At 53.2% G+C, this 21765-nt stretch carries 21 protein-coding genes; 7 read left to right on the forward strand and 14 right to left on the reverse strand.

All coding sequences use genetic code 11. The features are described 5' to 3' along the window. Positions 1–60: 60 nt before the first annotated feature. From yaaA to ACJJI3_RS17150, 3 genes are read left to right on the forward strand one after another with little or no spacing between them, the layout of a single operon-like run. The gene (yaaA, locus tag ACJJI3_RS17140) at positions 61–837 is read left to right on the forward strand and encodes a peroxide stress protein YaaA (RefSeq protein WP_282930617.1); all 777 of its coding nucleotides are present in this window, start codon (positions 61–63) and stop codon (positions 835–837) included. Further along, the gene (locus ACJJI3_RS17145) at positions 834–1445 is read left to right on the forward strand and encodes a DUF938 domain-containing protein (RefSeq protein WP_413663836.1); all 612 of its coding nucleotides are present in this window, start codon (positions 834–836) and stop codon (positions 1443–1445) included. The genes yaaA and ACJJI3_RS17145 overlap by 4 nt, the downstream gene beginning before the upstream one ends. A 2-nt stretch (positions 1446–1447) precedes the next feature. Continuing rightward, positions 1448–1807 (forward strand): hypothetical protein, encoded by a 360-nt coding sequence (locus ACJJI3_RS17150; protein WP_282930619.1) that lies wholly within the window; start codon positions 1448–1450, stop codon positions 1805–1807. Positions 1808–1819: 12 nt separating this feature from the next. On the opposite strand, the gene phoR is transcribed toward ACJJI3_RS17150, so the two are convergent. The 4 genes from phoR to ACJJI3_RS17170 all read right to left on the reverse strand — a co-directional run bounded on the left by phoR (position 1820) and on the right by ACJJI3_RS17170 (position 5654). Next, complete coding sequence (phoR, locus tag ACJJI3_RS17155; RefSeq protein ID WP_282930620.1) at positions 1820–3199, reverse strand: phosphate regulon sensor histidine kinase PhoR; 1380 nt, start codon at positions 3197–3199, stop codon at positions 1820–1822. A gap of 84 nt (positions 3200–3283) precedes the next feature. After that, on the reverse strand, positions 3284–3988 hold the full coding sequence (gene phoB / locus ACJJI3_RS17160; protein ID WP_108735044.1) for a phosphate regulon transcriptional regulator PhoB: 705 nt from the start codon (positions 3986–3988) through the stop codon (positions 3284–3286). Positions 3989–4098: 110 nt separating this feature from the next. Beyond that, positions 4099–4980, reverse strand: a complete 882-nt coding sequence (gene ubiA, locus ACJJI3_RS17165) for a 4-hydroxybenzoate octaprenyltransferase (protein ID WP_444911815.1) — start codon at positions 4978–4980, stop codon at positions 4099–4101. Further along, positions 4977–5654 carry a chorismate--pyruvate lyase family protein gene (locus tag ACJJI3_RS17170; RefSeq protein WP_413663835.1) on the reverse strand — a complete coding sequence of 226 codons (678 nt, stop codon included), beginning with the start codon at positions 5652–5654 and terminating at the stop codon, positions 4977–4979. The genes ubiA and ACJJI3_RS17170 overlap by 4 nt, the downstream gene beginning before the upstream one ends. A gap of 74 nt (positions 5655–5728) precedes the next feature. On the opposite strand from ACJJI3_RS17170, the gene ACJJI3_RS17175 reads away from it, so the two are divergent. Then, the gene (locus ACJJI3_RS17175; protein ID WP_444942570.1) at positions 5729–7045 is read left to right on the forward strand and encodes a dicarboxylate/amino acid:cation symporter; all 1317 of its coding nucleotides are present in this window, start codon (positions 5729–5731) and stop codon (positions 7043–7045) included. Positions 7046–7055: 10 nt separating this feature from the next. On the opposite strand, the gene recG is transcribed toward ACJJI3_RS17175, so the two are convergent. Next, complete coding sequence (gene recG, locus ACJJI3_RS17180) at positions 7056–9161, reverse strand: ATP-dependent DNA helicase RecG (RefSeq protein WP_444940384.1); 2106 nt, start codon at positions 9159–9161, stop codon at positions 7056–7058. Further along, positions 9140–10063 carry a hydrogen peroxide-inducible genes activator gene (locus ACJJI3_RS17185; RefSeq protein ID WP_282930624.1) on the reverse strand — a complete coding sequence of 308 codons (924 nt, stop codon included), beginning with the start codon at positions 10061–10063 and terminating at the stop codon, positions 9140–9142. The genes recG and ACJJI3_RS17185 overlap by 22 nt, the downstream gene beginning before the upstream one ends. 189 nt (positions 10064–10252) lie before the next feature. Between ACJJI3_RS17185 and ACJJI3_RS17190 the strand changes: the two genes are divergently transcribed. Both ACJJI3_RS17190 and ACJJI3_RS17195 read left to right on the forward strand, forming a co-directional pair. Further along, complete coding sequence (locus ACJJI3_RS17190; RefSeq protein ID WP_108735039.1) at positions 10253–10513, forward strand: GlsB/YeaQ/YmgE family stress response membrane protein; 261 nt, start codon at positions 10253–10255, stop codon at positions 10511–10513. A 141-nt stretch (positions 10514–10654) separates the two neighbouring features. Beyond that, on the forward strand, positions 10655–11539 hold the full coding sequence (locus tag ACJJI3_RS17195) for a sugar nucleotide-binding protein (protein ID WP_282930625.1): 885 nt from the start codon (positions 10655–10657) through the stop codon (positions 11537–11539). A gap of 47 nt (positions 11540–11586) precedes the next feature. On the opposite strand, the gene ACJJI3_RS17200 is transcribed toward ACJJI3_RS17195, so the two are convergent. The 8 genes from ACJJI3_RS17200 to ACJJI3_RS17235 all read right to left on the reverse strand — a co-directional run bounded on the left by ACJJI3_RS17200 (position 11587) and on the right by ACJJI3_RS17235 (position 20888). Next, the gene (locus ACJJI3_RS17200; protein ID WP_282930626.1) at positions 11587–11970 is read right to left on the reverse strand and encodes a Rid family detoxifying hydrolase; all 384 of its coding nucleotides are present in this window, start codon (positions 11968–11970) and stop codon (positions 11587–11589) included. 155 nt (positions 11971–12125) lie between these two features. Continuing rightward, positions 12126–14243, reverse strand: a complete 2118-nt coding sequence (spoT, locus tag ACJJI3_RS17205; RefSeq protein ID WP_282930627.1) for a bifunctional GTP diphosphokinase/guanosine-3',5'-bis pyrophosphate 3'-pyrophosphohydrolase — start codon at positions 14241–14243, stop codon at positions 12126–12128. A 51-nt stretch (positions 14244–14294) separates the two neighbouring features. After that, positions 14295–14558: a DNA-directed RNA polymerase subunit omega gene (gene rpoZ, locus ACJJI3_RS17210; RefSeq protein WP_413663830.1), complete on the reverse strand. Its 264-nt coding sequence runs from the start codon at positions 14556–14558 to the stop codon at positions 14295–14297. 98 nt (positions 14559–14656) lie between these two features. Then, positions 14657–15277, reverse strand: a complete 621-nt coding sequence (gmk, locus tag ACJJI3_RS17215; RefSeq protein WP_444906844.1) for a guanylate kinase — start codon at positions 15275–15277, stop codon at positions 14657–14659. Positions 15278–15500: 223 nt separating this feature from the next. Next, positions 15501–16745 (reverse strand): sterol desaturase family protein, encoded by a 1245-nt coding sequence (locus tag ACJJI3_RS17220; protein WP_444911813.1) that lies wholly within the window; start codon positions 16743–16745, stop codon positions 15501–15503. 334 nt (positions 16746–17079) lie between these two features. After that, positions 17080–18828 (reverse strand): S8 family peptidase, encoded by a 1749-nt coding sequence (locus ACJJI3_RS17225; RefSeq protein ID WP_444940385.1) that lies wholly within the window; start codon positions 18826–18828, stop codon positions 17080–17082. Between the two features lie 529 nt (positions 18829–19357). After that, complete coding sequence (locus ACJJI3_RS17230; RefSeq protein ID WP_444918598.1) at positions 19358–19912, reverse strand: rhomboid family intramembrane serine protease; 555 nt, start codon at positions 19910–19912, stop codon at positions 19358–19360. Positions 19913–20000: 88 nt separating this feature from the next. Then, positions 20001–20888: a YicC/YloC family endoribonuclease gene (locus ACJJI3_RS17235; protein WP_444940386.1), complete on the reverse strand. Its 888-nt coding sequence runs from the start codon at positions 20886–20888 to the stop codon at positions 20001–20003. 109 nt (positions 20889–20997) lie between these two features. Between ACJJI3_RS17235 and rph the strand changes: the two genes are divergently transcribed. Continuing rightward, positions 20998–21717 carry a ribonuclease PH gene (gene rph / locus ACJJI3_RS17240; RefSeq protein WP_413663824.1) on the forward strand — a complete coding sequence of 240 codons (720 nt, stop codon included), beginning with the start codon at positions 20998–21000 and terminating at the stop codon, positions 21715–21717. The last annotated feature ends 48 nt before the right edge of the window (positions 21718–21765 follow it).

The following is a 21765-nucleotide window of genomic DNA, read 5'->3' on the forward strand; positions in this document are numbered from 1 at the left end:
GTCAGCCACAATAGCTTGGTAGTGTGTGGTTGAGGCGATAGCGAAGCGAGAAGGCACCCGATGTTAATAGTTATTTCACCGGCGAAAACCCTGGACTATGAAAGTGATATTCCCTCACTGGAAACCACCCAGCCGGACTTTTTGAAAGAATCAGCAGCCCTGATCAAAGAGCTGCGCGAACTGAGCCCGCAGCAGGTTTCCAGCTTGATGAAAATTTCAGATAAGTTGGGAGTCTTAAATTACGATCGCTTCCATACTTGGAAGCGTCCGTTTACCGATAACAACGCCCGCCCCGCCCTGCTCGCCTTTAAAGGTGATGTTTATACCGGACTGGAGGCGGAGACTATGGGTAAGCGGGACTTTGCCTATGCGCAAAAGCACTTACGTATGCTCTCTGGCCTTTATGGTTTGCTGCGCCCATTGGACTTGATGCAGCCCTATCGCCTCGAGATGGGTACTAAATTTGAAAATGCCAAGGGTAAGAATCTCTATGAATTTTGGGGAGATAAGATTACCGAAGCATTGAATGCGCAGTTGCAGGGCGTGAAGAGTCGCGAGTTGGTAAACCTCGCATCCAATGAATATTTCAAATCAGTCAAAACCAAGCAGCTTGATGCTCAGGTGATCACCCCGCATTTTAAGGACCTGAAAAATGGTCAGTATAAGATGATTAGCTTCTTCGCTAAAAAAGCCAGAGGCATGATGAGTCGCTGGGCCATTGACCAGAGGGTAAAGAAGGCTGAAGAGCTGAAAGGGTTTGATGTGGCCGGTTATGTCTATAACCCGAATATGTCCACTGAGTGGGATTGGGTATTTACCCGGGATGAACCGCAGTGAGTAGTACTGAATTGCCGAATGCGCCCTCCTGCGGGCGCAATCGCGAGCCGATTCTCCAACAACTGACTCGCCTGTTGGCTTTAAGTCGCAAAGTGCTTGAGGTTGGCAGTGGTACTGGTCAGCACGCAGTATATTTTGCTCCGCATTTACCGCATCTTGAATGGCAAACTTCAGAGCGATCGCAACAGCTGGAGGTAGTAAAGTCCTGGCTGGCGGAGGTCCCCAATAGCAACCTGCCACAGCCGCTAGTGCTCGATGTTGGCGAATTTTGGCCCGAGATTTCGGCTGATGCTATTTTCACTGCAAACACCTTACATATTATGTCGGCTGAACTGGTACAAAAGTTCTTTCTGCACAGTGCCGATGTTCTGGAGCCGGAAGGTTTGTTGATCGTTTACGGTCCAGTGAAAATTGCAGGAGAGTTTATTGGCCCTACTAATGCGGATTTTGATATCGAGTTGAAGGAGCATGATCCCGAGCGGGGGATTCGCGATCTCGAATGGCTCGATCAGCTGGCAGAGAGTGCGGGGTTCAGTCGCACAGAACTAAATTTCTTGCCGGCCAATAATCAATTAATTGTTTGGCGCAAAAATGATAATAAGGAGTAACTATGCCTGAGTGGTTTGAAATAGCGGTGATCGTAGCTTTTGCCATTGGAGCCGTATTCTTTTTTGCCAAGTACCGTGAGACAGCGGCGGCACTGCATGAGAGTGAGCGCATGAAAGCCCGTTTGTCGAATGACTTGAATCGCTATCGCGATGTGCCCAAGCTGCGCGCTCTGCGAGATGCCCTCATTGGTGCTAAGGCCCTGCCTACCGATGATGAGGGCAATGAGCACCTACTGCTGCGCGATGGGGATTTGCAGTTGCACCATTTGGTTTTGCGCCGGGAAGCAAACGCTCTGGGTAAAGAGGGCACGGCCAGCTATGTCAAAGACGGTAAAGAAGTAGAACTGCAGGAACTGGAGTAATCGAAAGCCGCTTTAATTAGCGGCTTCAGAACTCAACCTGGATGCTGGCTTTTGAGCCAGCTTTGCTGGCGGAAAGTGAAGCGTGAAGAGACTGCCCTGCCCGGGCGTGCTTTCTACACTCATTTCTCCATTGTGTCGCAGCAACACATGCTTAACGATCGCCAACCCGAGACCTGTGCCGCCACTGTCCCGTGAGCGGCCTGGATCAACTCGATAGAAGCGCTCAGTCAGGCGGGGAATATGGATCGAATCGATACCGATACCATTGTCCTCTACGGAAAAGTGCCCGCCTTTGTCATCCTGCCACCAGCGCAATTGAATTCCGCCCTCTTCGGGAGTGTATTTCACTGCATTTAAAGCTAAGTTGGCAAACGCACTGTGTAATTCGCCGGGGTCTCCATTGAGGTAGCAATCCCCTTTGCAATCAACTTCGATATGATGATGCCGATCGCCACTGAAGCTGCGCGCTTCCTGGGCCACCCTCTCAATCAGTTCTGGTACGGCTACAGCCATATCCCCGCTTTTGCGTTCTGAGGTCTCCAAGCGAGCCAATAGCAGCAGGTCATTGACCAGCGTACTCATGCGGCCAGTCTGCTCCTCCATTTGAGCCAGGGGTTTCCTCCAGGGAGGCGGTGCCATATCACTGCTTTGCAGTGTTTCCAGGTAGCCGGCAATTACCGTGAGGGGGGTGCGCAGCTCATGGGAAACATTGGCGACAAAATCCCGGCGCATCTGCTCGAGATTGTGTAAACGGGTGATGTCGCGAACAATGACCAAAGCCTCATCTTTACCGTAGCGGGTGACTTCCAGCTGTAACATGCGGGCTTCATTGCCAGGTGCGGGCAGAGTGAGGGGTTCTCCGCTGTTATCACCGTGCATATAGCTGACAAAGCCAGGGTCGCGGACAAAGTTGACTAATGACTGGCCGGAATCACTGGCTTGCAACCCAAGGAGTTCACCCGCTGCAGGGTTCCACCAAGCCAGGTTATCGCCGTCTTCCAGGGCTACAATGCCTTCGCGCAGTGCGCTGGTGCTGTCTTGCACTCGGCGCAACATCACGTGCAGCTTCTGCTTCTCGCGGCGGTGGCGCCGCTGCATACGGTAAAAGTCGTCGTAGATTTCGCCCCAAATACCAAAGGCGGTTGGGGCTGGGCCGCGTCTGCCGTTTGCCAGCCAGCGGTTGAAACGTTGCTGTTGCCACAGCACTGAGATCAGATAGCTGGCCAATCCCGCAATCAGGGCGAGAGACCAGCTGCCGGAGGTGACACCGAGAATGGTGCATCCCAGGGCGATAATTACGAAACGCGAGAACTCGCCAATACTGCGATCCAACATAGAGTTGCCGTGTTGCCTGATAGATGGCGGCAGTGGCACAGCCTCTTCCGCCCGCATTCAATACCTCATGGAACCAGGCCCGCACCCGTTAAGCGCGGAGGTTTGATTCTGCAGGGATCGGTACCGATCCAGAGAGGATTGTCACACTTTTTCTGCGGTTTGCACAGAAAACCGATACCCGGTGCCGCGAACTGTCTGGATATAGCGGTCGTGGCCATCAATGGCCAGGGCTTTGCGCAGACGGCGGATATGGACATCCACGGTGCGCTCCTCCACATAGACATTCCCACCCCATACATGATCGAGGAGTTGGGTGCGTGTATAGGCGCGCTCCTGGTGGGAGAGGAAGAAGGTGAGAAGGCGAAATTCTGTTGGCCCCATATCCACCGGCTGCCCTTTGATAGTGACTCGGTGACTCAGTGGGTCCAATATCAATGCGCCGGCGCTGAGGGGTTCTTCCGGGGTTGCCGGGCCCGCGCGGCGCAGTACGGCCTTTAAGCGTGCAACCAGCTCCCGGGGGGAGAAAGGCTTGGTGATGTAATCGTCGGCCCCGGTCTCTAACCCTTTGATTTTATTGTCTTCTTCACCTTTTGCCGTGAGCATGATGATCGGCAATGAGGTGGTGAGTTCATCGCGCTTGAGGCGCCTTGCCAGCTCTACCCCGGAAACATCCGGCAGCATCCAGTCGAGCAGCACTAAGTCTGGCTTCTCGTCGATAATCAGGGCGTGAGCTTCCTGGGCGTTTTCCGCCTCAAGGCAGCGGTAATCCGCCATTTCCAGTGCGACCCGCAGCATATCGCGCACTGCGGATTCGTCATCGACAATCAGGATCGTTTTACTGTGCATTTGCCTGCCATACCCGCTCTGTTGTCAGGGTTTCCCCAGTTATGGCCGAGGATTAAACGGGATTTATATGACAAATATATGACGCTCCACTTCTAGGGCCCACTCATCTTTCAATTCAGCAGAAAATGCAGCGATATGCCGGCGAAAATGGCAAACCCTACCCAATTATTGTTGATAAAAGCCTGAAAACAGCCCTCTCGCTCTCGGTCCCGAATCAGCCACTGCTGATAAACGAATAAACTGCAAACCGGCAATAGCGCCAAGTAGTAAAAAATACCGAGTGAGAACCTTGATCCAATAAGCAGCAGGGCTATTAGAACTAAAAGTTGTAAGGTTCCGGTGATCACCTTGTCCATTTCCCCAAACAAAATGGCGGTGGATTTAACGCCGATCTGAAGATCGTCATCGCGGTCCACCATCGCATAGAAAGTGTCATAGCACAGGGTCCAAACCAAGTTGGCGGTATAGAGCAACCAGGCCTCTGCTGGTACTTCTCCTGTAACCGCTGCAAAAGACATGGGGATTCCCATACTAAAGGCGGCGCCCAGGACCATCTGGGGTAGGTGTGTGTGGCGCTTTGCAAAGGGATAGCCGAATGCCAGAGCCAGAGCTAAAAACGAGAGGAGAATTGTGAGTGTGTTGGTGGTGAGTACCAGAAGGAAGGCGGCAGCGCTGAGGCCGGCGAAAAGCGCCAATGCAGACTTTGGCGTCAGTGCGCCGGTGGCCAGAGGACGCTCCGCAGTGCGCTTTACATGGGCGTCAATTTTGCGATCGGCGAAATCATTGACTGCGCAGCCAGCCGCTCGCATCAGGATCACACCGAGTGTAAATACGATAAACAAGTGGAAGCCCGGCCACCCCTCAGCGGCTAGCCATAGTGCGCACCAAGTGGGCCAGAGTAACAGCAGTGAACCTATGGGTTTGTCCATCCTCGCTAATTGCCAGTAGGGCAGCGCGGTGGGCCAGCGTTGTGCGATCTGTTGGCTGATCACAGTGAATCCTCAGTTGCGATAGTTTTGGCTGCTTCTTGCGCTATGGGGTCACCTGTCGGTGTGAAGTTGGGAAGAAAAGCCTCCGACACCAGTAAAGGCTTGTCCCGCAGCCAGAATAGCGAGCGGCGACCCCAGACTTCAGAATCCTTTTCCCCAAGTTCACGATCGGCGCAGCCAGGGGATTTTTGCAGCAAATTGAGGGCGATCTCCCCTCTGCGAATACCCGGTTCACTAAACAGCAGCTCCCCCAGCGGGCGGGTATCCAGGCTGCGCAGATTGCGAGATTTTCCTTGAAGGCTGCGTTCGGGCAAAACGCTGCGGGCATACACCCAGGGCTGTCCGCAACCGTAGAGCAAAACTTCCCGAATCAGGGCCCGGCTACCATTGTGTAAACCCAGTACAAGGCATTCTTCTGGGCGAGGTGTCTGCCAACCCTGATACAGCACGCGAACATAAAAGTCCCCGTCACTTTGCTGCTTGAGAGCGGCGGTGAGTGATCCGGAATAGGTCAGCCAGGGCACCAGATTTTTGGGTGGTTGCTGCTGGGTTTCAAGAGGCAAACTCTGCCAATCGCCAGAGGGCACAAATGGTGATTGGTGCAACGATAACTCCGCAGTCTGGATAAAGGCCCCATTGTATCCCGGCCGGTGGCAACAGGTCTCTCCCTGTTGCATTTTTGCTCCCCAGCACGGCAATGGATATAGTGCTCACTGCAATGAAAACAACGATTCATAAAGAGAAGCTTGTTATGGGGCTTACTACCAAAATCTTAGTGGGGATGGTCGCAGGCGGTGCCCTTGGTGCGTTATTCAATTATTTGAATATGAGCCAACTGCTTGGTCCAGGTGTTACGAATTTTATTAACCTTTATCTAACTGAGGGTCTATTCGACGTTATTGGTCGAATCTTTATCGCTTCACTGAAGTTGATGGTGGTGCCTCTGGTGCTGGTTTCTCTGATCAGCGGTGCTTGTTCCCTGTCAGAGGGTAGCCGAATAGGACCGCTGGCAGGTAAGACGATAGTGCTTTACATACTTACTACTGCCATTGCCATTACTTTGGCTCTGTGTCTTGCACTTATTTTCCAGCCGGGTGTTGGTGTTAATGAAGCCGCAGCTGAAGCTGCTTCAACTTTTGTGCCGAAAGAATCCCCACCGCTTTCCGAGGTGCTGGTCAATATATTCCCGACCAACCCTGTAGCCGCTATGGCTGAGGGGAATATGCTGCAAATCATTGTGTTTGCCTTGCTGATGGGCTATGCAATTTCCCGATGCGGGGAGCCGGGCCAGCGTGTAGCTGCTCTTTTCAGTGATCTCAATACGGTTGTTCTGCGTATGGTTGGGGTACTGATGGTTTTCGCCCCCTATGGTGTCTTTGCATTGCTGGCAAAGACATTTGCACAGCTAGGGCTCGATGTACTTTTACAGCTAATTAAGTACTTCCTGGTCGTTCTCGGAGCCTTACTTGTCCATGCTTTTGTTGTTTATTCGGTACTTTTAAAGCTTCTTACAGGCCTCAACCCTTTAGAGCTGCTCAAGAAAATGCGTTCAACAATGATGTTCGCTTTCAGCACTGCCTCTTCTGGGGCCACTATACCTGTCACCCTGGCAACCGTAGAGAAACGCTTGGGTGTGGATAATAAGGTTGCTGCATTTACTGTTCCTTTGGGCGCGACTATCAATATGGATGGCACCGCGATTATGCAGGGTGTGGCTACGGTCTTTATTGCCCAGTTCTTTGGAATTGAGATCGGCCTGACCGGCTTTCTGACGGTGATCCTGACAGCAACTCTGGCGTCTATTGGTACAGCTGGAGTGCCCGGCGTCGGCCTGATTATGTTGGGTATGGTATTGCAGCAGGTGGGTCTGCCACTCGAGGGGATTGCCATTGTGATCGGCGTAGATCGCCTGCTGGATATGGTGCGCACTGCGGTCAATATTACCGGTGATGCGGTAGTAAGTAGTGTGGTGGCGAAGAGTGAAGGTGCCCTGGACGAAGAGACTTACTACGATGCCAATTACAAGAGTGTCAGCATTAACGACAACAACACAGTAGGCGCCCACTAGGGCGCTCTCCTCAAGCCTCGGCAAATCGGGGCTTGTTCTGTAACCAGCGTTTAATCAACTGTTGTCGCATGCCCTCTGTCAATTGAGGGGAAATAGCAATTTTTTGCACTTGCGGCAGCAGCTCAGCATCCCTCTGCAAGTCTGCGATGCGGTGCTGGATCTCCCCTGTCTGGCGGGTGCCGAGGATTTCCCCGGGACCTCGCAGACGCAGGTCTTCCTCTGCAATAGCAAAACCATCACTGTGTTGACGCAGCGCTTGCAAGCGGGCGCGGCCATTCTGCGATAGCGGTGTGCCGTACAGCAGCACACAGTGGCTGGCGATGGAGCCGCGCCCGACCCTGCCGCGCAACTGGTGCAATTGGGCCAGGCCCAGGCGTTCGGGGTTTTCGATAATCATCAGGCTGGCATTGGGCACATCTACGCCCACTTCAATGACCGTGGTTGCCACCAGCAAATCCACTTCCCCGGCCTTGAAGGCGCTCATCACCTGCTCTTTTTGCTCGGGCTTCAGGCGGCCGTGTACCAGGGCCACGCGAACGCCTTCGAGCATTTCGGCGAGTTCTTCAGCGGTGGATTCTGCGGCCTGGGCTTGCAGGCTTTCCGACTCCTCGATAAGGGTGCAAACCCAGTAGGCCTGGCGGCCCTCGGCGATGGCGCTTTGCACCCGTTCCATAACCTGGTCGCGCCGATCATTGGCAATGGCAACGGTGTTGATGGGTTGTCGCCCTGGCGGCAGCTCATCGATGATTGAGCAATCCAGGTCGGCGAAGGCGGACATCGCCAAGGTGCGGGGAATCGGTGTAGCGGTCATAATCAGCTGGTGGGGTTGCAGCCTGCCGGTAGCTCCACTTGCCGCCCCTTTCTCACGCAGCTCCAGGCGTTGCTGTACGCCAAAGCGGTGTTGCTCATCGATAATCACTAACACCAGGTTGTGGAAAGCCACCTCTTCCTGAAAAAGTGCGTGGGTGCCCACCACTAACTGGGCATCGCCACTGGCGATCTTGCCCAGCTGTTTACGCCGCTCGGCAGTCTTTAAGCTGCCCGTTAGCTGAGCAACTTCAATACCCAAAGGTTCCAGCCAATTACAAAAATTGATCCGGTGCTGCTCTGCTAGGATTTCTGTCGGTGCCATGACTGCTACTTGAGCACCGGTCCCAATGCCCTTTAGGGCAGCCATAGCGGCGACCAGGGTTTTTCCCGCACCCACATCTCCCTGCAATAAGCGCATCATCGGGGCTTGTTGAGCCAGATCCTCAGCGATTTCCTCGCAAACTCTCTGCTGTGCGCCGGTGAGGGAAAATGGCAGACGCGACAAAAAGTCTCGCTCCAGGGATCGGTTAACGGACAGAGGTGGTGCCGCTACCCTAGCGCTATTGCGCCTCAACTCCAGCAGACTCAGATGGTGTGCCAGTAACTCTTCCAGGGCCAGACGCTGCTGGGCGGGGTGAGTACCTGCTGCCAGTTGATCTAGCTGGGTGCCAGCCGGAGGGGCGTGCAAATACAGCAAGGCGTCCCGGAGGGGGTAGCGCAGAGATTTGGGTAACAGCTCTGCCGGCAAGAACTCGGTAACAGCACCGTTTTTCAGTAGAACCAGTGCCTGCTCCACCAATCCTCGCATACGGGCCTGGCTCACACCTTCTGTTAGCGGGTAAACCGGCGTAAGGGTATCTGCGGTCTCCGCGTTTTCGATACCGACGATTTCCGTTTCCGGGTGGTAGAGCTCCAGGCCGTTGGCTCCGCGACGGGCCTCCCCAAAGCAGCGTATTCGGGTTCCTCGGGCAAAGCGGCTTCTCTGTGCGGCAGAAAAATGAAAAAAGCGCAGGGTTAAGGTGCCGCTGCCATCCTGTAATCTGACCACCAGGCTGCGGCGGCGGCCGAATACGACATCGGCAGCACTGACCTCTCCTTCGATTACCACATCCATACCGGCGGTGAGGCCGGCAATAGGCACCACCCGGGTGCGGTCTTGATAGCGTAGGGGCAAGTGGAAAACCAAATCCTGTAGGGAGTTGATATGGAGTTTGGCCAACACCTGGGCAAATTTATCCCCCACGCCTTTGAGGGTGGTAACGGGCAGCTCGGCCAGGTTGTTATCTATCCCACGGTCAGGTGACACTGGCTGATGGCCTCTCGCAGTATGTCGATTGCGCGGTGTCGGGGGAAGCTTGCCCGCCAGGCCAGTGCTACGGTGCGGCGTGGGCCCGGTGCGGTAAAGGGGCGGGTCTCCAGCAGGCCACTGGCGTACTGTGATGCGGTGGCGGCTGAGAGTGGCAATACGGTAATTCCAAGCCCTGAGGCCACCATATGGCGGAGTGTTTCCAGTGAGCTGCCATCTGCGGCTGTGCGTATGCTGCCGCCGCCCGCTTCTTTTTCCATGGTTAGTTGCAGGTGCGGACAAGCTTCCAGTACCTGATCACGGAAGCAGTGGCCCTCACCCAGCAGAAGCACATTGTCTTCAGTGAGTTGATCCGGGGAGATAACCTCCTGCTTTGTAAGTGGATGGCCTGCGGGCATCAATACAACAAATGGCTCGTCGTACAGGGGTTGGGTGACAACGTCGGGCTCGGTAAAGGGGAGAGCAATAATGATGGCATCCAGTTCGCCCTTGCGTAGCCTCTGTCTCAGCGTGGCGGTATATCCCTCCTCAACATAGAGTGGCATTTCTGGTGCCAAATGCTGTAGTTGGGGAATAAAGTGTGGGAACAGGTAGGGCCCAATAGTAAAGATGGCGCCAACAGACAGGGGGCTAGCCAGCTGGTCCTTGCCGGCGCTGGCAATGTCTTTGATGGCTGCTGATTGTTCCAGAACCAGCTGGGCCTGGGCGACAATTCTCTCGCCCAATGGTGTTGCCTGCACTCGAGTTTTTGAGCGCTCAAACAGGGCGACACCGAGCTCTTTCTCCAGTTTTTTTACTGCGATAGAGAGTGTCGGTTGGCTGACGTAACAGCGCTCGGCGGCACGGCCAAAATGCTGTTCCTGGGCGAGAGTTACGATATAGCGCAGTTCATTGAGAGTCATGGTCGAGGCAATTAGATGGCCATTAGTAATAGTAATTATTCATAAATAATCGCCGCTAGCCAATACCCTGTCTCAATCTGTAAGCTGAGAGCGAATATTGGGAAAATTTACTAGTTTTGGGAATTCAGGTGGGATTGAGGCGCAAAATTTTGCTATATCTGTAAGGGGCACACCGAACGGAGATACGTCATGGGAGTTCTGTCCTGGGTCATTCTCGGGTTGATTGCCGGCGCTTTAGCAAAGTGGATTATGCCCGGGAGAGATCCTGGTGGTTGGATAGTCACTATGGTCATCGGCATTGTCGGTGCCTTTATTGGAGGCTGGCTGGGTGCCCTGATTGGGTTCGGTGGCCCAGTGACTGGTTTCGGAATTGGCGACATAATAACGGCTACGATTGGTGCGATAATTTTTCTTGCGATCTATCGCATGTTCAAAAGGCGTGGCAACTAGTCCGCCTTTGGGGAGAGCCTCGGCGGCGAACTATAAGCATTCCGAATTTGAATTTGCCCAAATGACCCCAGCACCTTAGGACTGAATAGCACTGAATCAAGGGAATAAGGTGAGCAGCAAAGATTGTTCACCGGGAACTATATGACACAACAAGAAAAGCTTTGGATCCTTGGGTGTGGTGACCTCGGGGCGAGACTGGCACTGCATATAGACCGAAAGCAATACGCGGTTTATGGAATGCGGCGCAATCCCCTGGTAGCTCTGGCGAGTAAGCGCCGGGCAGATGTGGTGAATTGGCGCCGGGGGGATGCCACTAAGAAAGAGGATATTGAACGCTTGTTGTCTACGGGGGCGGATGTCATTCTCGCGACATTTACCCCCACTGAGCACACGCCAACCGGCTATCACCGCGCCTATGTGGAAACGGCAAAGGCAGTCGCTGAAGTTGTTCCGCACCTTCCATCCCCACCGCGTTTGGTTATTTGGGTTTCATCTACTCGTGTTTATGGCCAAAGCGGTGATGACTTTATCGATGAGCAAACCTTACCTCTGCCCAGTGGTTTTCAGGGAGATAGTTTGCTTGCAGCCGAAGAGATCATTCGCAACGCAATTCCCAACAGTTGCATTGTGCGCTTTGCGGGAATTTATGGGCCTGGTCGAGATCGCTTGTTGTCGCAGGTTCGCGCTGGTCGCTGCGCTCCTCCCCAGCCACCGCAATATAGCAATCGCATCCATGTCGATGATTGTATTGGTTTTTTATTGCACCTTATTGAAAGGCACAAACAGGGGTGGGTCCCGGAGCCTCTTTATATAGGCGCCGATAGCCAGCCTGTGCCGATGTACGAGCTGCAACAGTGGTTGGTAAAAGCGATGGGATATACCAGTGCCCACCTGCGCGAGATTGTGCAAACGAGCGAGCGCCGCTCGAAAAAGCTCAGCAATCAGTTGATGCTGTCCAGTGGTTACGAATTGAAGTATCCAGATTACAAGGTGGGCTATAGCGCTCTGTTGGAGTCGGAGGGCTGAGCTGCCCTCCTCAATTATTGCCACAGCATCGGCGAGAACTTCTTGCCTCAGGTCACCATAATCGCTTCGGCTTCAAAAAGGGCTCCCCGCGGCAACTCCTTGACGACGACGGTTGCCCTGGCGGGATAAGGCTCTTCGAAAAACTCTGCCATTATCTCATTTACAGCGGCAAAGTTGCTGCTGTCGGTAATGTAGAGATTGAGTTTCACAATATGCTGGAGCGATCCGTCAGAGGCCTCACAGACTGCACTGAGGTTGCGAAAGACCTGGTGGACTTCATCGCTAAAACCTCCGCTAATCATCTGTTGTGTCTCTGGGTCCAGAGCGATTTGTCCCGACAGGTAAACAGTATTATCCACTTTTACTGCCTGGGAATAGGTACCAGCTGCGGCGGGTGCCCGGTCGGTTTTAATAACGGCTCGATTGGGCATGGGGTACTCCATTACTTATCAATATTGTTGAAAAGGAAGACCTATACGGAACTTCCGAATAATCCCTTACTTATTTGCGGGGCTTTCAGAAGTCGGTTAAATATATCGCGCTTTGAAGCCTAATGGCAGTTCCCAATGGGATTCCCTTGTGTTCCTCAAGGGCGGGCGATGCGTATGACAGAAGGGAGGTTGCGCAGGCGCTTCATAACCCGCGCCAAATGTACACGGCCACTGACTTCCAGGGTCAGGGAGATCACGCTGTTGTGAGCATCCTTCTCATCCACATTGATCTGCTCGATGCTGGCGCCCTCTTCCGTAATACGAGTAGCCAGTCGGGCAATAATCCCTCTCTCTGACTCAACTTCTACCCGCACATCACCGAGGAACTCCCCTGTCACATCCGGTGACCAGTTCACCAGCATGATGTTTTCTGGGTGCTCGCGAAAATCACCGGTATTGCGGCAGGTGTCGCGGTGTACTACTACGCCTTTGCCCGAGCTGATATGGCCGATAATGGCATCCCCGGGAATAGGACGGCAACAGCGAGCGAAGCTGATCATCATGCCCTCTTGGGCATCGATCGTTAAGGGAGAAGAGATATTGCTGGCTTCAGTCTCTTCACTGGTGACGGGCGCGAGTAATTTAGCGGCAGAGAAGGCCACTTTACTGCCCATACCTATCTCTTCCAGCAGCTTGTCCAAAGTTGCGCATTTCGCTTCTTTGAGGCCCGCTTCTAATTGCTCTGGCGATAGCGCGTCTAGGCTCGTGTCGAACTTACTGAGTGCTTTTTCCAGCAGGCGCCGGCCCAGGGTAATGGAATCGTGGTGACGCTGGTGCTTGAGGAAGTGACGGATAGCACTGCGCGCTTTGGCGGTTACTACAAAATTGAGCCAGTTAGGGTTTGGCTGTGCAGTTTTGCGCGTGAGAATCTCGACTTTTTGCCCGCTTTCCAGAGGTTGGGACAAAGGGGCCAGGCGCTGATTGATACGCACGGCAACACAGGAGTTGCCGATATCCGTGTGTACGGAATAGGCGAAGTCCACGGCAGTGGCTCCTGCGGGGAGGTCAACGATCTGCCCTTTAGGGGTAAAGACGTAAACTTCATCCGGGAACAGGTCAATTTTTACGTTTTCAATAAACTCTAACGAGTCGCCGGCGCGCTGCTGCATCTCCAGCAGTCCCTGGACCCAGCGCCGTGCGCGCACCTGGCTGGTGCCACCGGTATTGATCACCTCATCGCCGGAGGCTTTGTACAGCCAGTGGGCGGCAATGCCACTGTTGGCCATTTCATCCATTTCCTTGGTGCGGACCTGAACTTCAATGGGCACCCCGTGCATACCCAGCAGCACTGTGTGCAGTGACTGGTAGCCATTGGATTTGGGGATAGCGACGTAATCTTTAAACTCAGAGATTACCGGTTTGTACAGGCTGTGCATAACACCGAGAACCCGGTAACAGGTATCCACACTGTCCACAATGATGCGGAAAGCGTAGACATCCATTATCTCCTTGAAGGACTTCTTCTTGGCGCGCATCTTTTGGTAGATGCTAAATAGGTGCTTTTCCCGACCAATCACCAGAGAGCTGATGCCCTCCCGCTGCAAGCGCAGTTCTATAGCATTCTGAATCTGTTCCAGCAGCTCTTTGCGATTGCCGCGGGCGGCGACCAGGGCGGCGCGCAAGCGGCTGGCACGCAGTGGGTAGATGGCAAAAAAAGCGCGATCCTCGAACTCGATACGAACGTCGTTCATACCCAGTCGGTGGGCGATGGGTGCGTAGATCTCCAGCGTCTCGCGGGCAATACGGGCACGCTTCTGCGGTTTCAGTGCGCCGAGAGTGCGCATGTTGTGCAGGCGGTCGGCCAGTTTGACCAGAATCACGCGGATATCGCGGGCCATGGCTAGCGCCATCTTCTGGAAGTTTTCCGCCTGCTTTTCTGCCGGGCTGTCGGTCTCGAACTGGGTTAGTTTCGAGACCCCATCGACCAGGTCGGCAACCTCTCCACCAAACTGCTCAGCCAGAGCTGCCTTGGGGATACCCGTATCCTCGATCACATCGTGCAACATGGCTGCCGCCAGGCTCTCGTGATCCATATGCATGCCCGCGAGAATAGTGGCAACTGCCAGCGGGTGGGTGACATAGGGCTCGCCGGAACGGCGCTGCTGACCATCGTGAGCCTGCTCCGCGTAAAAATAGGCGCGGCGGACGATTTGGATCTGGTCGGGGGGAAGGTATGAGGAGAGGCGGTGGGCCAAACTATCTATGGTGTGCAATGCCGCGCGCGCCTCTCGTAAAACTCAAAAAGTACCCAGTAAGAGACCTGATCAGACTTGCTGATCTGTTAGGTAGTTGGGGGCAACGATAGGAGCAGGTGCCTCTTCGCGTTCCGGCTCGTCGAGGATGGCGGCATCCACCAAGCCCTCTTCGATTTCGCGCAGGGCAATTACCGTGGGCTTATCGTTTTCTTCGGGAACCAATGGATCCCTGCCGCCTGTAGCGATCTGACGGGCGCGTTTGCTGCCGACGATAACGAGCTCGAAGCGGTTGTCCACATGCTCAAGGCAATCTTCAACGGTAATACGTGCCATAAACTTTCGTTTCCATTTGCTGTGCCCGAAGGCAAATTCTGTACAGGGGACCGGCTATTTTACCGGACCGGGAAATGTATGCAATTCGATCAATTGGTTCAGTGGCGCAACAGTGCCTGAAGTAGATCGCCGTGGCGCAGTTGCTGCAGCTCTAAGCGCTGTCGCTGGGCAACGATAATCGCACGCAGCTCTGTTAACGCTTGCTCGAAGTTATCGTTGATTACCAGGTAATCTGCGGCGACATAATGGGTCATTTCGTCGATGGCCTGGTCCATACGGCGATCAATGACCGCTTGATCGTCCTGACCGCGTCCGGTGAGGCGCTCGCGCAGGGCTTCCTGGGACGGAGGTAAAATAAAAATACCCACTGCATCAGGGCGCAGGCGACGAACCTGTTCGGCCCCCTGCCAATCGATTTCCAGGATTACATCGCGACCACTGGCAAGAGTCTCTTCGATCTCAGCTTTGGCGGTGCCGTAATAATTATCGCCATAAACTTGGGCGTGCTCAAAAAAAGCATCACGCTCCAACATTGCCAAAAATTCTTCTCGCTCGACAAAGTGATAGTCAACGCCGTGAGTTTCGCCTGGGCGCATGGCACGAGTGGTATGGGAAACCGATACGGTAACCTGGCTGTCGCTGTCTACCAGCGCTTTGACCAAGCTGGTTTTTCCTGCACCGGAGGGAGCGGAGACGGTGTAGAGGGTTCCTGTTTGCACAACTGATCCTGTTCGCGAGCAAAGAGCCCATTATAACCGAAGCTTGCGTCTGGAGATGAAAGAGTGTCATGAAGGGACAAGGCTAGCCCCCGACCGGGGTGGGGGTATCTGTTGGGAGATTCAGGGCGCGTTACCACCTGCGCGCCTGGGCCCGGCCGGGATAGCCTCGCGGGAGTTTCTCAATCACCGCCAACCACCTGTGATTAAGGGGATCTCCCTGTTGTTAATCGCTAACGAAAGTGACTCTATCCTCTTTGCGCCGGGTTGCCAACCACCACCATACCAAAGAGCTTGCGAGCAAGTAGGATATGAAGAGTGGTACATATGTATTGTTTAGTAGCGGAATAGCGCAGATGAGTGCTGCGAGTCTCAAAGTTTCGAGGCGCCCTGAAATAGGATGACCATCCAGTATCCTTCCATTAATTGCCAGGCAAATAATCAAGGCAATAACCGAGCCCATAAGTTGCCAGAAACTCAATACGCTGGTGAACCAGAGGAGAGATAAGGTTGTGGCGGTGTAACAGAGGTGTTGTGCGAATGCGTAGTTGCGCAAACCAGGGCTAATTTCAGGGTTGAAACGTTTAAAGTTTGTCAGATCGGTAGAGGCTACTGGCATGGATTTTTCTATATCTGCGGGTCTGTAGCCTGTGGGGCGGAACCAAAGAGTGCACTTGTCCCACCAGCTTTTCGTATGCCAGGCATCAATTGCCATGCGCTTTAAGTGTTGTAAATTGGCTGCTACAGGATCAAAGGTATTCAGGGGTTTACGCACACCGTAAAGACAGGGCTCAGATTCGAGTTCCTGCTGGTAGGTGCCAAATAAGCGATCCCAAAGTATTAATATTCCGCCGTAGTTCTTATCTACGTAGACAGCGTTCTGGGCGTGGTGTACCCGGTGATTCGAGGGGGTAATGACAAACCACTCCAACCAGCGGATCTTGGGTATTTTTTGTGTGTGAACCCAAAACTGGTAAATAAGATCAATTGCTCCGGCGACAATAACAATTTCTGCCGGCAAACCAATCAATAGAAGCGGTAGATAAAATATCCAATCCAGCTGTAGCCCCCCCGAAGACTGACGCAATGCTGTGCTCAGGTTATAGTCCTCACTCTGGTGGTGCACCAGGTGTTCTGCCCAAAAGATGTTTACCTCGTGACAGATACGGTGCTTCCAGTAGTAGCAGAAGTCGTATGCGAGAACCGCCAGGGCCAGGTGCCAGACATTGTCGATAGACCAGTTGAAACCAACCCATTGATAGTAGGGTTGTAGCAACGTAAACAGCGGGATATAGATAACGAGGAATAAGCTTTTATAGGTAAGCCCGATAATACGATTGAGAATCCCCGTGCTGAGATTGCCAATAGTGTCATTCAGCCTGTAGAGCCCCCAGCCTTTCCAGCGATCCAGGGCGAACTCCATAAGCATGGCGGTCAGAAAAAATGGAATGGAGAAAGTAAGCAGGTCCACAGAAACCCCATATTTTTATTATTAGATAGCGTATCTATCGAACTCTGCCACACGGCTACTGGGCCGCATATGCCAGTGAAGCATGGATTCTGAAATCAGTCAGTATTCGCTGAAGGGATTTTGACGTAATTAACTTTCAGGTTTACAAAAGTAGTGCCTGATTGGCACTAATCAAAAGATTGGCAAGAGCATGCGATACGTCGAATTGGTACCACGGCTAGGTGCGACTTTTGATGTTTTGGCATGGTTTTCTTCGTGAAAGGATTTTCTTTGGAGTTTATAAATAGAAAGACCGGCAAATGCCGGTCTTTTTTTACTCTGAACGGGTCGCTATTTACTCGCTAGCTTCCGCTTCCAAAGTCACACCGCTGTAGGATTCATACCCATAGACACTGATGTACCAGGTGCCGGAATCCGGGTTACTAATGGTGCAGCTCTCCTCGTTACCCCAGAGGTATGGACGACAGTCATATCGACGCAGGGTAGGATAGTTACCGTGGCGCACGTAGAGATCAACTTCGCCGGAGCCACCGGACATCTCTATAGTAAGGGTGGAAGTCCCCGACTCAACATCAATGGTGAAGTCATTCCAGCTGCCCTGGCTGCCAGAAAGGTTAGTTTCTGTCCAACCTGAACCATTGCTGCCACTGTCGTCATCGTCGTCGCCATTACCACTATCGTCGCCGCTCGCCATAGCTACAGCTGCTGCCGCGTCCACAATACCGGAGCCGCAGTTGTTGCAAGAAGAGGGGAAGCTGCGAGCGGTGCTGGTGAGGATCGATTCAACTTCATCCGGAGTAACGTCGGGGTTAACCGAATAAATCAGCGCTGCTGCGCCGGCGACATGGGGGGCTGCCATACTGGTGCCCTGGCTGTAATAGTAGCTATCGCTGCCCGCATCGGTAGAGCCGTTGTTGTAGGTGGAAAGGATACCGTCGGAATCGTTTGCGAAGCTCTGTGCGCCACCGGGTGCAGCGACATCAACCACATTGCCATAGTTGGAGTAATAAGAGCGGCCGCCGGTACGGTCAGTTGCCGCAACGGTAATAACCCCATCACAGCTGGCAGGCGAGTATTGGCTTGCGTTGGCACCACTGTTACCAGCGGCGACAACCACAGTAGCGCCGAGGCTGCGCGCAGTGTTGATAGCGCTTTGCGTGGTAGTGTCACAGCTACCGCCACCGCCGAGGCTCAGGTTCAATACTTGGGCTGGGTTTTGGTTGCTTGGTAATCCGCTGACAGAACCACCGGCACCCCAGATAATGCCGTCGGCAATATCAGAGGTATAGCCACCACAGCGTCCAAGCACACGAACGGGCACTATCTTCGCATCATAGGCTACACCGGCGATACCCATGTTGTTGTTAGTAACCCCGGCAATGGTGCCGGCTACATGGGTGCCGTGCCAGCTGCTGTCGCTCTCGGAGGGGATGCTCGGGTCGTCACCGCAGGCTTTATCTGTATACCAATCCCCTGGGTCAGTGGGATCGTCATCACGTCCATCTCCATCTACGGAGACGAAAGTGTCAGAAATCATATCGTAGCCTGGTAGGATATTGTCTACCAGATCGGCGTGGGGGAGATAACCGGTATCGAGTACGGCAACCACTACGCCATCGCCCTGGGTAACGTCCCAAGCTGAGGGCAGGTTCAAGCCGCCGGTGGACTCGTAGTAATGCCACTGGCTGAGATAGCTCGGGTCATTGGGCTCGGCCATCGCTTTCATAATCAGGTCCGGCTCTGCGTATTCCACATCCGGATCCTGTTTCAGGCGATCGATGATCGCGCTTACTTCAGCTCTACTTTTACGGCCTTCCAGGCGCATTACCTGGGCGCCAGTGGCCATACGGCGGAGGTGGCGCATCTTGTGGCCGGCGCGACGGGAAGCTTTTTCGACCGTCTCTGTGGCCATGGTGGCCGCCTTCCCAACTTTAGCGCTCTCCTTGTACTTTACGATGATGCGGTCGGTTAGCAGTGTTTTTTCCGCGTCCGCTGCGTGAGTAGCGAAAGGGGTAGCACACAGTAACGAAAACGCACTCGCCAGAGTCGTCTTTTGCAAAAGACTTTTCAATGATGATTTCATTATTGTTATATCTCCGAGATATTTTAAATCCGGCTATCAGTATCCCGATAGGCCGGAGACTCCTGAAAAACTCCGCACTAACAAAATAAATTTGCTTAACGGATAGGCCTAGAAACTGTCTTTCTCACAGTCGGTAAGTCAGTTTGACCAAAATTGGTACCAAAGTTTCAAAATGGTACTTCTTTATAACGTTCGTGAAATTATTATCCTCAGCTTAAGCCTTTAAATTTGTGTGGCTTTTGGCGACAAATTTATAAGTTTTGGGAAAAAAATCTGATAGTGAGAATTTATCTACGGAAGAGATGTGGAGGGGTTCACAGGGGAGAAATTGGATAATAAACGAATATTTTCAGATAAAAGAATTATCGTGCGTAGAAAAGATGAATCGCTAAACGCTTCTTAGTGACGTGTACGTAGCATTTACGTAGCTTGGCTTTGGGGCCTGCTTCCTGAGGGTACCCCAGTAATGAAAACCTTTGCTGGCTACTACTGGGGTTTGAGGTTAAAAGGTTGGTGTTAGGACATGTGTTTATCTGGCCTTGCTATAACTGGGAACTTTGGCCCACAGCTTTGCAGCCAGCAATCCAAAGATAAATCCAAATAGGTGGGACTCCCAGGAGATAAAACCACCCCGTGGCAAGACACCGAAAATAAGCCCTCCATAAAGGACGGCTACCACTATAGATATTAATAAACGGCTAAATTTCCTGCTGATAAATCCCGCAAGAAGCAAAAAGCCGAAATAGCCATAGATAACTGAGCTAGCTCCCAAATGATTGCCCCTGCCAGCAAAAAGCCAAACGGCCACTCCGGTGGTAATCACAACGAACAGGGTCACTTTAAGGTAAGTTTTTACCCCGTACTGCAGCACTAAGAAACTGAAGATGCATAGGGTGAATATATTCGAGAAGAAATGCCAGCTATTTCCATGCAGTAATGGTGCAGAAAAGATATGGGGGAGGTGGTTGATTGAGCGGGGAACAATACCAAAGTAATTAAGCGATCGGCCGCTCAGAATATTAATAATCTCAATTGCAGCAAGCACTAAAAAAATAGCGCCGACCCACTTCAGGTTGTGTCGCATTAATATTCCTTAAAGGGTGAGCTATCACAAATCCCCCTGTCTGGTGACAGAGGGGCATTCGCAGTCTCGGTGAGAATGCCCCAGAGGGTTATTCGATGTTTTGTACTTGCTCGCGCATCTGCTCGATCAATACTTTGAGCTCTACCGCAGCCTGGGTTGTGTCGGTAACCACAGACTTTGAGGAAAGGGTGTTGGCTTCACGGTTAAACTCCTGCATCAGGAAATCCAGCCGCCGGCCGATTGATCCACCGCCGGCTAAAACCCGACGTGTTTCAGAAGTGTGTGCACTGAGGCGGTCGAGCTCTTCATCCACATCAGCCTTCTGGGCCAATAGGACGATCTCCTGCTCGAGCCGGTCCTTGTCCAGCTCCACTTGCAACTCTTCCAGGCGGCTGCGAAGCTTGTCTCGCTGTGCCTCAAGAATTTGGGGAAGCAGTTCTCGAACTTTGGCCACCTGCTCTTCGATTCCCTTGAGTCGGGCCTCAATAAACTTGGCTAGCTCAGCGCCTTCGCGTTCACGGTTTGCGCGCAGCTGTCCCAGTGCCTCGCGAAAAGCCTCCAATATCGTTGCCGACTGTTGATCGGTATCCGCTTCCGGTTCACTGATAACACCGGGCCACTGGAGAATTTGCAAGGGATTGAGTGGTTGAAAATCCTCGCCACCCGCTACCTGTTTTGCCGCATGAATCAGCGCCTGGGCGAGGGGTTGGTTGATTTCCAGCCCAGTGTCTTCGGCGCTATTGGTCTTCAGGCTTAGGGTCAGTTCAATTTTGCCGCGGGACAGCGTCTTGCGCAGCGTATCGCGCAGTTGTGTTTCCAGGGAGCGAGCCGCTTCGGGCAAACGGAAATGTGGTTCTAGGTAGCGATGGTTGACCGAGCGCAGTTCCCAGATAGCGGTGCCGTTTGCGTAATTGGCCTCGGCGCGTCCAAAGGCTGTCATGCTGCGCACTTTGTTCTGTTCCCGTTGACTGGCCATAGCTGATCCCCTACAGGCGTATTAATCGGCCCGGCATAATAACACAGCGTTTGGATCGCCATGCTGGGGTATATAATGCGGGGCTTTCATTCAATGTTTGAGGTGGACTATGCAGCGTCCCAGTGGCCGCGCCCCTGCGCAATTGCGCCCGGTAAAAATTACCCGCAACTATACCCGTCATGCGGAGGGGTCTGTGTTGGTGGAGTTTGGTGATACTAAGGTTTTGTGTAATGCCTCTCTCTCCAGTGAAGTCCCAAGGTTTTTACGCGGCCAGGGCAGCGGTTGGATTACTGCAGAGTACGGCATGCTGCCACGCTCCACAGGCTCTCGTATGCCCAGGGAAGCGGCCAAGGGCAAGCAGAGTGGGCGCACCGTGGAAATTCAGCGCTTGATCGGGCGCTCACTGCGAGCGGCGGTAGACCTGGAGAAGCTAGGTGAGAATCAAATCACCGTCGATTGCGATGTTATCCAGGCCGATGGCGGTACCCGAACTGCAGCAATAACTGGTGCTTGTGTGGCACTGGTTGACGCCCTGCGTCATATGCAGAGGGAAAAAATCATTGCCGAAGATCCGCTTAAGAATATGGTAGCGGCGGTATCAGTGGGAATTTATGAGGGGGAGCCGTTACTGGACCTGGATTACCCGGAAGACAGTTCAGCGGATACCGATATGAATTTGGTGATGGCCGAAGATGGCGGCATGATCGAGGTTCAAGGCACTGCAGAGGGTGAGCCATTTACCGAAAAGCAGTTCGCTCAGATGCTGGGGTTGGGCAAGGCGGGTATTGATGAATTGATCGCTTTGCAAAAGCGGGCACTGGACGAGTAAAACAGCCGCCCCTTGGTTTGTATCCGGCCCTCTCCCAATAGGGAAGGG

It is taken from the genome of Microbulbifer maximicatervae (SeqCode) (genome assembly GCF_052466985.1).

Excerpts from the sequence above, each read along its gene's own strand:
- yaaA (WP_282930617.1), top strand. The coding sequence starts at position 61 with ATGTTAATAGTTATTTCACCGGCGAAAACCCTGGACTATGAAAGTGAT.
- ACJJI3_RS17150 (WP_282930619.1), top strand. The coding sequence starts at position 1,448 with ATGCCTGAGTGGTTTGAAATAGCGGTGATCGTAGCTTTTGCCATTGGA.
- phoR (WP_282930620.1), bottom strand. The coding sequence starts at position 3,199 with ATGCGGGCGGAAGAGGCTGTGCCACTGCCGCCATCTATCAGGCAACAC.
- phoB (WP_108735044.1), bottom strand. The coding sequence starts at position 3,988 with ATGCACAGTAAAACGATCCTGATTGTCGATGACGAATCCGCAGTGCGC.
- ACJJI3_RS17170 (WP_413663835.1), bottom strand. The coding sequence starts at position 5,654 with ATGCAACAGGGAGAGACCTGTTGCCACCGGCCGGGATACAATGGGGCC.
- ACJJI3_RS17175 (WP_444942570.1), top strand. The coding sequence starts at position 5,729 with ATGGGGCTTACTACCAAAATCTTAGTGGGGATGGTCGCAGGCGGTGCC.
- ACJJI3_RS17185 (WP_282930624.1), bottom strand. The coding sequence starts at position 10,063 with ATGACTCTCAATGAACTGCGCTATATCGTAACTCTCGCCCAGGAACAG.
- ACJJI3_RS17190 (WP_108735039.1), top strand. The coding sequence starts at position 10,253 with ATGGGAGTTCTGTCCTGGGTCATTCTCGGGTTGATTGCCGGCGCTTTA.
- ACJJI3_RS17195 (WP_282930625.1), top strand. The coding sequence starts at position 10,655 with ATGACACAACAAGAAAAGCTTTGGATCCTTGGGTGTGGTGACCTCGGG.
- ACJJI3_RS17200 (WP_282930626.1), bottom strand. The coding sequence starts at position 11,970 with ATGCCCAATCGAGCCGTTATTAAAACCGACCGGGCACCCGCCGCAGCT.
- rpoZ (WP_413663830.1), bottom strand. The coding sequence starts at position 14,558 with ATGGCACGTATTACCGTTGAAGATTGCCTTGAGCATGTGGACAACCGC.
- ACJJI3_RS17225 (WP_444940385.1), bottom strand. The coding sequence starts at position 18,828 with ATGAAATCATCATTGAAAAGTCTTTTGCAAAAGACGACTCTGGCGAGT.
- ACJJI3_RS17230 (WP_444918598.1), bottom strand. The coding sequence starts at position 19,912 with ATGCGACACAACCTGAAGTGGGTCGGCGCTATTTTTTTAGTGCTTGCT.
- ACJJI3_RS17235 (WP_444940386.1), bottom strand. The coding sequence starts at position 20,888 with ATGGCCAGTCAACGGGAACAGAACAAAGTGCGCAGCATGACAGCCTTT.
- rph (WP_413663824.1), top strand. The coding sequence starts at position 20,998 with ATGCAGCGTCCCAGTGGCCGCGCCCCTGCGCAATTGCGCCCGGTAAAA.